At 70.6% G+C, this 11,293-nt stretch carries 9 protein-coding genes; 3 read left to right on the forward strand and 6 right to left on the reverse strand.

Annotation, left to right across the window (positions count from 1 at the left end; all coding sequences use genetic code 11):
• Positions 1 to 438 (reverse strand): ADP-dependent NAD(P)H-hydrate dehydratase (locus GH736_RS09805; protein ID WP_328596830.1); only part of this gene is annotated, 438 nt, incomplete at its 3' end.
• A 23-nt stretch (positions 439 to 461) separates the two neighbouring features.
• On the opposite strand from GH736_RS09805, the gene GH736_RS09810 reads away from it, so the two are divergent.
• Positions 462 to 1,097 (forward strand): HAD family hydrolase, encoded by a 636-nt coding sequence (locus GH736_RS09810; protein ID WP_159602676.1) that lies wholly within the window; start codon positions 462 to 464, stop codon positions 1,095 to 1,097.
• On the forward strand, positions 1,094 to 2,212 hold the full coding sequence (locus tag GH736_RS09815; RefSeq protein WP_159602678.1) for an NADH:flavin oxidoreductase/NADH oxidase: 1,119 nt from the start codon (positions 1,094 to 1,096) through the stop codon (positions 2,210 to 2,212). Before GH736_RS09810 ends, GH736_RS09815 begins: the two co-directional genes overlap by 4 nt.
• Positions 2,213 to 2,224: 12 nt before the next feature.
• Here the strand turns inward: GH736_RS09815 and GH736_RS09820 are convergent, their stop codons facing one another.
• The 5 genes from GH736_RS09820 to guaB1 form a co-directional block, all read right to left on the reverse strand.
• Positions 2,225 to 2,647: a VOC family protein gene (locus tag GH736_RS09820; protein WP_159602680.1), complete on the reverse strand. Its 423-nt coding sequence runs from the start codon at positions 2,645 to 2,647 to the stop codon at positions 2,225 to 2,227.
• A 78-nt stretch (positions 2,648 to 2,725) separates the two neighbouring features.
• Positions 2,726 to 3,763: a hemolysin family protein gene (locus tag GH736_RS09825; RefSeq protein ID WP_159602682.1), complete on the reverse strand. Its 1,038-nt coding sequence runs from the start codon at positions 3,761 to 3,763 to the stop codon at positions 2,726 to 2,728.
• Positions 3,760 to 5,094, reverse strand: a complete 1,335-nt coding sequence (locus GH736_RS09830; RefSeq protein WP_159602684.1) for a hemolysin family protein — start codon at positions 5,092 to 5,094, stop codon at positions 3,760 to 3,762. Before GH736_RS09830 ends, GH736_RS09825 begins: the two co-directional genes overlap by 4 nt.
• Positions 5,095 to 5,308: 214 nt before the next feature.
• A complete protein-coding gene (locus GH736_RS09835) occupies positions 5,309 to 5,839 on the reverse strand; it encodes an ArsR/SmtB family transcription factor (RefSeq protein WP_159602686.1) in 531 nt (176 codons plus the stop codon).
• Between the two features lie 57 nt (positions 5,840 to 5,896).
• Positions 5,897 to 7,336, reverse strand: coding sequence for a GMP reductase (gene guaB1 / locus GH736_RS09840; RefSeq protein WP_159602688.1), 1,440 nt, complete (start codon positions 7,334 to 7,336; stop codon positions 5,897 to 5,899).
• 148 nt (positions 7,337 to 7,484) lie between these two features.
• Between guaB1 and GH736_RS09845 the strand changes: the two genes are divergently transcribed.
• Positions 7,485 to 11,293: multifunctional oxoglutarate decarboxylase/oxoglutarate dehydrogenase thiamine pyrophosphate-binding subunit/dihydrolipoyllysine-residue succinyltransferase subunit (locus GH736_RS09845; protein WP_159602690.1), on the forward strand; the 3,809-nt coding region annotated here is incomplete at its 3' end.

Raw genomic sequence — 11,293 nt, forward strand, 5'->3', positions numbered from 1 at the left:
CGCGACGGCGTACTCCGCCAGCGGCGTGATCACGGTCGGGGCCGTGTGGGTGCCGACGAGGTCGAGCGCGCCGGCGTCGGCCACCACGGGCACGTGGGCGGCGAGCGCGTGCGTGAGGTCGCCGAGCAGCACGAACGAACGGCGGTCCTGGTCGATCCCCGAACCGATGAGCCAGGCCTGCACGCGGCCCGGAACAGTGACGGTCTCGGGCCGGCGGTCGAGCACGGCCCGGCCAGGCACCCGGTGCCCGATGTAGCGCACCATGCCCACGCCCGTCCGGTGGGCGGCCTCCACGCCGAGCACCGCGGCACCAGGGAAGTCGGGCGACCCCGTCACCACGCCGAGCACGCCCCGCGAGTACTTGTCGTCGTCGGGCGCCGGCGCCGCGACCCATTCGGCCGCGTCCGCAGCGGTCCACTCCTGCCACCCGGTGGTCATCCACCAACGATAGGTTGGGGTGGATGCCGCCGACAGTCCCAGCCCCCATCAGCCTCGCTCCCCGAGTCGTCGTGTTCGATTACGGCGAGGTCATCTCGCGCCCGCCGAGCGACGCCGATCGCGCGGCCCTCCTCGCCCGCGCCGCCGTGGAGGCCGACCGGTTCTGGCCGGCCTACTGGGCGCATCGCGAAGCCCTCGACCAGGGCACCGCCTCGATCTCCGAGTACTGGTCGGCGGTGGCTGCCGACGTCGGCGCCGACTGGAACGACCTCGACGTGCACGAGTTGTGGGCGATCGACCACCGCGGGTGGCTGAGCGTCGACGGGGGCACGCTCCGGGTGCTGCACGCCCTCGCCGCCGGCGGCACGCGCCTCGCACTCCTCTCGAACGCCGGCGCCGACTTCTCGGGCTGGCTGCGGTCGGGGTCGTTCTCGCCGCTCTTCGAGCGCGTCTTCGTGAGCGGCGAGCTCGGCATGGTGAAGCCCCACGCACCGATCTACGAGCACGTCATCGACGAGCTGGGCATCAGCCCGGGCGAGCTCGTCTTCATCGACAACAAGTCCGAGAACGTCGAGGGCGCCCGTGCGGTCGGCGGCGACGGCCACGTCTTCACCGATGCCGCCGCGCTCGAGGCGTGGCTGCGGCGGCTCGCCGCATGAGCGCGCATCCCGAGGCCGCAGCTGGCCCCGCGCTCTTCCGCCCCATCACGATCCGCGAGCTGACGATCCGCAACCGGGTCTGGGTGCCGCCGCTCTGCCAGTACTCGGTGACGCAGCGCGACGGCGTGCCGCACGACTGGCACCTCGTCCACCTCGGGGCGATGGCCGCCGGCGGGGCCGGGCTCGTCGTCGCCGAGGCGACCGCCGTCAGTCCCGAGGGCCGCATCTCCGACCATGACACCGGGCTCTGGAACGACGAGCAGGCCGAGGCGTGGAGTCGCATCACCCGCTTCATCCGCTCGCAGGGCGCGGCATCCGGCATCCAGCTGGCCCACGCGGGCCGCAAGGCGTCGGTGTGGCCCGAGCTCACGCGCCGAAGCGGTTCGCAGCCCCTTGACGAGGGCGGCTGGCCGACCGTCTCGGCGTCCGCCATCGCGTTCGACGGACTGCGCGAGCCCGAGGCGCTCGACGACGCCGGCGTCCTCGGCGTCATCGAGGACTTCCGCATGGCCGCACGTCGTGCCGTGGCCGCGGGGTTCGACGTGGTCGAGGTCCACGCCGCGCACGGGTACCTCGTGCACCAGTTCCTGTCGCCGCTCTCCAACCTCCGCGACGATCGGTGGGGCGGCAGCCTCGAGAACCGGGCGCGACTGCTCCTCGAGCTCGTGCGCGCGGTGCGCGCGGAGATCGGCGAGCGGATGCCGCTCTTCGTGCGGTTCTCCGCGACGGACTGGACCGAGGGCGGCTGGGACGAGGCGCAGACCGCGACCGTCGCCCGCTGGGCCGAGGAGGCCGGGGCCGACTTCTTCGACGTGTCCACCGGCGGACTGGTCCACGCGCACATCCCCGTCGCGCCCGGCTACCAGGCGCACCTCGCCGAGTACGTCGGCGACCACGCCGGCGTTCCGGTGTCGGCGGTGGGACGCATCACGATGCCCGACGAGGCAGAGCGGCTCGTGGCATCCGGCGAGGTCGATGCCGTGATGTTCGGCAAGGCGATGATGCGCGACCCCCACTTCGCGTTGCGCGCCGCACACGAGCTCGGGGCCGGCACGTCGATGTGGCCGCCGCAGTACCTCCGGGCACGACCCGAGGTCAACGACGGCGAGTGGTGACGTCGCCTTCGCTCAGGCGCGCTGGGCGGCGAGCATCGCCTTGGCGTCCTCGAGCGAGATCCCCGTGGGCTCTGCGATCGAGATGATGTTGCCCTCGCTGTCGTCGAACCATGCGCCGCGCTCGCCGTCCATGTCGACGACGCCGTTCTCGGTCTTGAGCCCTGGCAGGTCGTACTCGTTGAACTTCACGCCCTTCGCACGCAGCGCGGCCATGTCACGGTCGAGGTCGTCGGTCATGAGCCCGAACGAGGTGTTCTTCGCGGTGCCCGCGAACTGCGTCTCGTAGACGAGCACCGGCACGCCGCCGACGACGTAGAAGTCGCCGCCCATGTCGGTGCGCACGGGCGTCAGCCCGAACACGTCGCTCCAGAAGCGACGCGCCCGCTCGAGATCGGATGCCGGAAGCACGGCCATGGCGACGGAGTTCTCAAACATGATGTTTCCTCGGATCCTCGGGTCGGCGTCAGTCTACGCCGACCCGAGGATCGCTGAGCACCCCATCCGCGGCGTCGCTCAGCCGCGTCGTGTCGCGTCCTGCACCTCGCCGACGAGCTCCTCGATGATGTCCTCGAGGAAGATCACGCCCGTCGTGGTGCCGTCCTCGTCGAACGCGCGTGCGACGTGCGTGCCGAGACGTCGCATGGTCGCCAGGGCGTCCTCGAGGTCGGTGCCGTCGTAGATCGACACGAGCCGTCGCACGCGCTTCGCGGGAAGCGGGTCGTCGAACTCGTCGTCGTCGAGGTCGATCACGTCCTTGAGGTGCACGTAGCCGTCCGGCTCGCCGTCGTCGCCGACGATCACGTAGCGCGAGAAGCCGTGGCGGGCCACGGCGCGCTCCACATCGCCGGGCGTCGCCGTGGGCGGAAGGCTCACGAGCCCCGACATGGGCACGGCGACGTCGTGCACGCGCTTGGTGGTGAACTCGAACGCCGCGCTCAGCGTGCCGCTCGCGTCGTCGAGCACGCCCTCGCGCCGCGACTGGTCGACGATCGTCTGCACCTCCTCGAGCGTGAAGGTGGAGTTCGCCTCGCTCTTCGGCTCGACGCCGAAGAGCCGGAGCACGCCGTTCGCGGTCGCGTTCAGCGCCACGATGATGGGCCGGAAGAAGCGGGCGAGGAAGACGAGCGGCGGCGCGAGCAGGAGCACGGCACGGTCTGGCACCGAGAACGAGAGGTTCTTCGGCACCATCTCGCCGAACACGACGTGCAGGTACGACACGAGCACGAGCGTGATGACGAACGCGACCGTCGAGACCACCGCCTCCGACCAGCCGGTCAGGTGCAGCGGCCCCTCGAGGAGGTGGTGGATCGCGGGTTCCGACACGTTCAGGATCAGCAGCGAGCAGATCGTGATGCCGAGCTGGCTCATCGCGAGCATGAGGGTCGCGTGCTCCATGGCCCACAGGGCGGTCTTCGCGCTCCGGCTGCCCTGTTCGGCGAGCGGCTCGATCTGCGACCGGCGCGCCGAGATGACGGCGAACTCCGCGCCGACGAAGAACGCGTTGGCGATCAGGAGGACGAACAGCCAGACGATGCCGATCCAGTCGCTCATCGGGCCACCCCCTCGGCGTCCGAGCCCTCGGCCACCGGCGAGGGGGTCGGCACGAACCGCACGCGGTCGATGCGGCGGCCGTCGAGCCGTTGCACCACCAGCGTGCCGTCCTCGACGGGCACCTCGTCATCGACCACCGGCAGTCGGCCGAGCTCGGCGATGACGTAGCCGGCGACCGTCTCGTAGTCGCCGTTCTCGGGCACGCGGATGCCGGTGCGCTCGAGGAGCTCGTCGGGCCGGAGGATCCCGGGGAAGCTGATGACGTCGCCCCGGCGGACGATGCCCGCACGGGTGCGGTCGTGCTCGTCGGCGACCTCGCCCACGAGCTCCTCGACGAGATCCTCGAGCGTCGCGACGCCCGCCGTGCCGCCGTACTCGTCGACGACGACGGCCATCTGGAAGCCGCGCGCGCGGAGTTCGCCGAGCAGCATGTCGAGCTTCATGGTCTCGGGCACGCGCAGCGCCTCGGACTGCAGGGCGGAGGCGGGAACCTCCGTGCGACGCTCCCTCGGCACGGCGACCGCCTGCTTCACGTGCACCAGGCCGACGATGTCGTCGAGGTTCTCGTCGAACACGGGGAACCGGGAGTAGCCGGTCTGCCGGGCGAGCTCGAGCACCGCCTCCGCGGGCTCAAGCCGCTGCACGGCCGCCACGCGCGGCCGGGGCGTCATGACGTCGGATGCGTCGTGGTCGGCGAATCGGAGCGTGCGTCCGAGCAGCGTGGCGGTGTCCTCCTCGAGGAGGCCGGCGCTCGCGGAGCGGCGCACGAGCGAGGACAGCTCCTCGGCGGAGCGAGCGCCGGAGAGCTCCTCCTTGGGTTCGATGCCGACGCCGCGCAGCAGGGCGTTGGCGCTGCCGTTGAGGAGGGACACCGCCGGTCGGAACACCCACGTGAAGGCGCTCTGGAACGGCATGACGAGCACCGCGGTCTGGCGCGGCAGTGCGAGGGCGAAGTTCTTCGGCACCAGCTCGCCAAGCACCATCGACAGGAGGGTCGCGATGACGATCGCCGTGGTGGCGCCGACCGGCCGCACCATGCCCTCGGGCAGCCCGAGCGCCGTCAGCGGCCCGGCGAGGAGGCTGCTGATGGCCGGCTCCATCGTGTAGCCGGTGAGGAGCGTGGTGAGCGTGATGCCCAACTGCGCGCTCGAGAGGTGGGTCGACGTGATCTTCAACGCCGAGATCGTCAAGCCGAGGCGGGTCTCGCCTCGTTCGCGCCGGGCTTCGAGCTCCGCGCGATCGAGGTTGACGAGCGCGAACTCGCTCGCAACGAACAAGCCCGTGCCGATCGTGAGGAGGAGTCCGATGCCGAGGAGGATCCACTCAGACATCCGCACCTCCCCGTTCGGTCACGGGCGAGGGTCTATGGCCGGGCGTTTTCGCAGAGGGAGGATCGTCCATTGTGCCGTCCAGTATATCGGCGGCGGCCCCTCGACCACTGAGCCGTCACCCACGCGTCACACCTTCAGATGAACGCGACGTCGAGCGGATGCCGCGACAGCGGTCCGCTCGCTCATGTGAGGCATCCCTCACATGAGGCGCCCCTCACAGGAGCGGGACGGACGATGCCCCAGAACCGGACGATGCATGACGTTCGGGGGCGCTGTCCCTTACTCCGACCGGGGCAGACGTCCCACCCGTCAGACCTGGCGCGGGGTCGATGCCTGTGCGCCAGGCGGCGGCATCCGCTTCGGCCCGCCGGGCCGCGGCAGCACCGAACCGACGTTCGCGGGGCGCACGGGGCGGCCTCGTCGGCAACCCACGGGCGCCGGCGTCCGCGGAGCCGTAGCGGTGGCTCCACAGCTCGTACAGCGCGCGCACCTCGTCGCCCAGCGCGAGCAGGAATTCCTCGTTCAACCGATATCGACGCGAGCGTGGCTGCTCGGCGTCGACCTCCGAGATCACCGCCCCGACATCGCGCAGGGTTCGGAGCTGGTGCGACACCGCGCTCCGGGAGACGCGGCACTCCGACGTGACCACATCGCAGAGTTCGCCGGCACGGTGCGAGCCGACCGCGAGCACCTCGATGAGCCGTCGCCGCACGGGGTCGGCGAGCACCTCGAACGGATGAGCCATTGCGGGAGGCTACGCGAGACACCGTCGGGGCGCCGACGTCCCTCCACAGGGCGAGCGCTACCAGCTGACCGGCAGCGCCTTGCCCTCCTCATAGCCCGCGGCCGACTGGATGCCGACGAGCGCACGCTCGCGGAACTCCTCGATCGACCGGGCGCCCGCGTACGTGAACGAGCTGCGCACGCCCGACGTGATCATGTCGAGCAGGTCCTCGAGGGACGGACGCAGCGGGTCGAGGTAGATCGACGACGACGAGATGCCCTCGGCGAAGAGCTCCTTGCGCGCGAGCTCGTACGGCGAGAGCCGGTCGAACCGCTCGCGCACGGCCTTCGTCGACGCCATCCCCCAGCTCTCCTTGTAGAGGCGGCCCGACCCGTCGCGCTTGAGCGTGCCGGGAGCCTCGATGGTGCCCGCGAACCACGAGCCGATCATGACGGATGCCGCGCCGGCGGCCAGCGCGAGCGCGACGTCGCGCGGGTACCGCACGCCGCCGTCGGCCCACACCGTCTTCCCGAGCTCGCGAGCGGCCTCCGACGTCTCGAGCACGGCCGAGAACTGCGGGCGGCCGACCGCCGTCATCATGCGAGTCGTGCACATCGCGCCGGGACCGACGCCGACCTTGAGCACGTCGGCGCCGGCCTCGACGAGGTCGGCCACGGCGTCGGCGGTGACGATGTTGCCCGCGACGATGGGCACCCCGAGGTCGAGGTCGCGCACGATGCCGACCGCGCGGATCATCCCCTCCTGGTGCCCGTGGGCCGTGTCGATCACGAGCATGTCGACGCCCGCCGCGACCAGGGCGCGCGCCTTGGCTGCCACGTCGCCGTTGATGCCGACCGCCGCCGCCACCCGCAGGCGACCCGACGCGTCGACGTTCGGCTCGTAGATGGTGCCGCGCAGGGCACTGCGCCGGCTCAGCGTGCCGACGACCCGTCCGTGCTCGAGCACCGGGGCGAACTCGAGCCCCGCGTCGGCCATCAGGTCGAACGCCCGGCGCGGCGAGTCCACGTCGTCCGCGTCGAGCGAGGCGAGGCCGCCGTGCACGAGGTCGCCGAGCCGCGCATCGCTGAGCGCGGTCGCCAGGCGTTCGGCGGCGATGGATCCGACGTACTGCCCGCGAGCGTCCTGCAGCACGATGCCGTGGCCGGCGACGGGCGGCAGCACCGCCAGCGCATCGGCGACGGTGTCGTCGGGCGAGAACGCGTGGGGCGTGTCGAACCGGGGCGACTGGGCCTTGACCCAGCGGATCGCCTCGGCGAGGTCCTGCAGGTGCAGGTCCTGCGGCAGCACGCCGAGCCCGCCCCGCCGGGCCAGTGTCACCGCCAGCCGCGGGCCGGTGATGGAGTTCATGTTCGCGGACACGATGGGCACGGTGGCCCCCGAGCCGTCGTCGGGAGCGAGCGAGACGTCGAGCCGGCTGGTGACTCCGGATCGGCTCGGAACCAGGAACACGTCCGAGTAGGTCAGGTCGTGGCTCGGGGCCGTCCGGTAGAACTCCATGCGCCCCACGCTACCGCCGCAAGGGCGGCGCCCGACCTTCGCAGAGGGGTTTAGGCTTGTGTGGGTGATCGGGCACGATGTGCGTGCGCGCACGGGCCGATCGCCGGCAGAGAAATCCAGCATCAATGGAGAGAGTGGGCGAGAGGCTGTGTCGAGCCAATTGACCGGGTCGGGATCCGAAGAGACGACGGCGGGCGAGTACGGAGCCAATGAGTGGCTCGTCGACGAGATGTACGAGAAGTACCTCGCCGACCCCGATTCCGTCGACAAGACCTGGTGGCCGGTCCTCGAGCACTACCGTCAGGTGCGCACCGGCTCGCTCGAGGGCGACCAGAACGGCCAGACGGATGCCGCGAGCCCCGCGTCCTCCGAGGCCTCCGCCGCCCCGTCGGCCCCGACGTCCGAGGCCGCAGCGCCGGCTGCATCCGCTCCCGAGGCGCCCCCGCCTGCAGCGCCCGCGGCATCCGCCCCCGCCACTCCCGCCCCCGTCGCGACCGAGCCCGCGGCATCCGCCCCCGTCACCGCACCGTCGCCGATCATCGGCCAGGCGCCCGAGGCGCGCACCACCTCGGTCGCCCCGCGCACGGCGCCTGTTCCGGCCGACGTCCCGATCACGAGCCCCCAGCCCGTCATCGCTGGCGCCCCCCAGGAGGACGAGGTCGTCCCGCTGCGCGGCCTGCCGAAGACGCTCGCCGCGAACATGGACCAGAGCCTCACCGTGCCGACCGCGACGAGCGTGCGCACCGTGCCGGCGAAGCTCATGATCGACAACCGCATCGTGATCAACAACCACCTCCGCCGCAGCCGCGGCGGCAAGGTGTCGTTCACCCACCTCATCGGCTGGGCGCTCATCCAGGCGCTCAAGGAGTTCCCGAGCCAGAACGTCTCGTACGCCGAGGTCGACGGCAAGCCGTCGTTGGTCAAGCCCGCCCACATCGGCCTCGGCATCGCCATCGACATCCCCAAGCCCGACGGCACCCGGGCGCTGCTCGTGCCCGCGATCAAGCGCGCCGAGACCATGACGTTCAACGAGTTCCTGAACGCCTACGAAGACCTGGTCCAGCGTGCGCGGCAGAACAAGCTCACCGCCGACGACTTCAAGGGCGCCACGATCTCGCTCACCAACCCGGGCGGCATCGGCACCGTGCACTCGGTGCCCCGCCTCATGAAGGGCCAGGGCTGCATCATCGGCGCCGGCGCCCTCGAATACCCGGCCGAGTTCCAGGGCTCCTCCGAGAAGACCCTCGCGAACCTCGCCATCGGCAAGACCATCACGCTCACGTCGACGTACGACCACCGCGTCATCCAGGGCGCCGGCTCGGGCGAGTTCCTGAAGAAGGTGCACGAGCTGCTCATCGGGCAGCGCGACTTCTACGAGAACATCTTCGCCGCGCTCCGCCTGCCCTACGAGCCCATCCGCTGGGCACCCGACATCTCGGTCGACATCGCCAGCGCGATCGACAAGACCGCCCGGGTGCAGGAGCTCATCAACGCGTTCCGGGTGCGCGGCCACCTCATGGCCGACATCGACCCGCTCGAGTACGTGCAGCGTTCCCACCCCGACCTCGACATCGCGAGCCACGGCCTCACCTTCTGGGACCTCGACCGCGAGTTCGTGACGGGCGGGTTCGGCGAGAAGCGCACCGCGCTCCTCCGCGACATCCTCGGCGTGCTCCGCGATTCGTACTGCCGCACCATCGGCATCGAGTACATGCACATCCAGGACCCCGTGCAGCGCCGCTGGATCCAGAACGAGGTCGAGCGCAAGTACGAGAAGCCGACCCACGACGAGCAGATGCGCATCCTCGGCAAGCTCAACGAGGCCGAGGCGTTCGAGACGTTCCTGCAGACGAAGTACGTCGGCCAGAAGCGGTTCAGCCTCGAGGGCGGCGAGTCCGTCATCGCACTGCTCGACGAGATCCTGCAGGGCGCCGCGAAGGACGGCCTCGACGAGGTCGCGATCGGCATGGCGCACCGCGGCCGGCTCAACGTGCTCACGAACATCGGCGGCAAGACGTACGGCCAGGTGTTCCGCGAGTTCGAAGGCAACATGGACGCCAAGGTCTTCTCGGGCTCGGGCGACGTGAAGTACCACCTCGGCACCGAGGGCACGTTCACCGCCGACGACGGACACCAGATCCCCGTCTCGCTCGCGGCCAACCCGTCCCACCTCGAGGCGGTCGACGGCGTGCTCGAGGGCATCGTCCGCGCCAAGCAGGACCGCAAGCCCATCGGCACCTTCTCGACCCTGCCGATCCTCATCCACGGCGACGCGGCCATGGCCGGCCAGGGCATCGTCGTCGAGACGATGCAGATGTCGCAGCTGCGCGGCTACCGCACGGGTGGCACCATCCACGTGAACATCAACAACCAGGTGGGCTTCACCACGGTGCCGGGCGACGCGCGCTCGTCGATCTACTCGACGGATGTCGCGAAGACCATCCAGGCCCCGATCTTCCACGTGAACGGCGACGACCCCGAGGCGGTCGTGCGGGTGGCCGAACTGGCCTTCCGCTACCGGCAGGAGTTCAAGCGCGACGTCGTCATCGACCTCGTCTGCTACCGCCGCCGCGGCCACAACGAGGGCGACGACCCCTCGATGACCCAGCCGCTCATGTACAACCTCATCGAGGCGAAGCGCTCGGTGCGCAAGCTCTACACCGAGGCGCTCGTCGGACGTGGCGACATCACCGAGGAGGAGTACGAGGAGGCGCACCGCGACTTCCAGGACCGCCTCGAGCGCGCCTTCGCGGAGACGCACGCCGCGCAGACGGGCGCGATCCCGATCATCGGCGCCACCGAGTCGGCCCGTCCCGACGAGGTCGTCACGGGCGAGCTCGAGACCACCGGCGTCGCGACCGAGGTCGTGCACGCCATCGGCGACGCGTTCGACAACAAGCCCGCCGGCTTCACGGTGCACCCGAAGATCCAGCAGTTGCTCACCAAGCGCTACGACATGAGCCGCAACGGCAAGATCGACTGGGGCTTCGGCGAGCTGCTCGCCCTCGGCTCCCTGCTGCTCGAGGGCACGCCGGTGCGCCTCGCCGGCCAGGACGCCCGCCGCGGCACGTTCGTGCAGCGTCACGCCGTGCTGCACGACCGCATGAACGGCCAGGAGTGGCTGCCGCTGCAGAACCTCTCCGACAACCAGGCCAAGTTCTGGATCTACGACTCGCTGCTCAGCGAGTACGCGGCGATGGGCTTCGAGTACGGCTATTCGGTCGAGCGGGCCGACGCGCTCGTGATGTGGGAGGCGCAGTTCGGCGACTTCGCGAACGGCGCCCAGATCATCATCGACGAGTTCATCTCCTCGGCCGAGCAGAAGTGGGGCCAGCGCTCGAGCGTCGTGCTGCTCCTGCCCCACGGCTACGAGGGCCAGGGACCCGACCACTCCAGCGCCCGCATCGAGCGGTACCTGCAGCTCTGCGCGGAAGACAACATGACCGTGGCGCGTCCGTCGACGCCCGCGTCGTACTTCCACCTGCTGCGTCGCCAGGCGTACGCGCGTCCGCGTCGGCCGCTCGTGGTCTTCACCCCCAAGGCCATGCTGCGCCTCCGAGGCGCGACGAGCGAGGTCGCCGACTTCACGAGTGGCCGGTTCGAGCCGGTCATCGACGATGCCCGCATCGACGACAAGGCCGCCGTCAAGCGGGTCGTGTTCGTGTCGGGGAAGATCTACTACGACCTCATCTCCGAGCTCGAGAAGCACCCCAACCCCGAGATCGCGGTCGTCCGCCTCGAGCAGCTCTACCCGCTGCCGAAGGACGAGCTCAAGACGGTCGCCGACAGCTACCCGAACGCCGAGCTGATGTGGGCGCAGGACGAGCCCGAGAACCAGGGCGCCTGGCCGTACTTCATCATCGAGACGAACAAGCTGGGCCCGCGCCCCGTCGCGGTCGTCGCCCGCGCCGCTGCGGCCTGGATGGGTGTCGCCGAGGCCGATGCGGGCCGACGCCT

The organism is Agromyces humi (assembly GCF_009720255.1).
GTDB classification, from domain to species: domain Bacteria; phylum Actinomycetota; class Actinomycetes; order Actinomycetales; family Microbacteriaceae; genus Agromyces; species Agromyces humi.

Excerpts from the sequence above, each read along its gene's own strand:
- GH736_RS09835 (WP_159602686.1), bottom strand. The coding sequence starts at position 5,839 with ATGGCTCATCCGTTCGAGGTGCTCGCCGACCCCGTGCGGCGACGGCTC.
- GH736_RS09825 (WP_159602682.1), bottom strand. The coding sequence starts at position 3,763 with ATGAGCGACTGGATCGGCATCGTCTGGCTGTTCGTCCTCCTGATCGCC.
- GH736_RS09820 (WP_159602680.1), bottom strand. The coding sequence starts at position 2,647 with ATGTTTGAGAACTCCGTCGCCATGGCCGTGCTTCCGGCATCCGATCTC.
- guaB1 (WP_159602688.1), bottom strand. The coding sequence starts at position 7,336 with ATGGAGTTCTACCGGACGGCCCCGAGCCACGACCTGACCTACTCGGAC.
- GH736_RS09830 (WP_159602684.1), bottom strand. The coding sequence starts at position 5,094 with ATGTCTGAGTGGATCCTCCTCGGCATCGGACTCCTCCTCACGATCGGC.
- GH736_RS09815 (WP_159602678.1), top strand. The coding sequence starts at position 1,094 with ATGAGCGCGCATCCCGAGGCCGCAGCTGGCCCCGCGCTCTTCCGCCCC.
- GH736_RS09810 (WP_159602676.1), top strand. The coding sequence starts at position 462 with ATGCCGCCGACAGTCCCAGCCCCCATCAGCCTCGCTCCCCGAGTCGTC.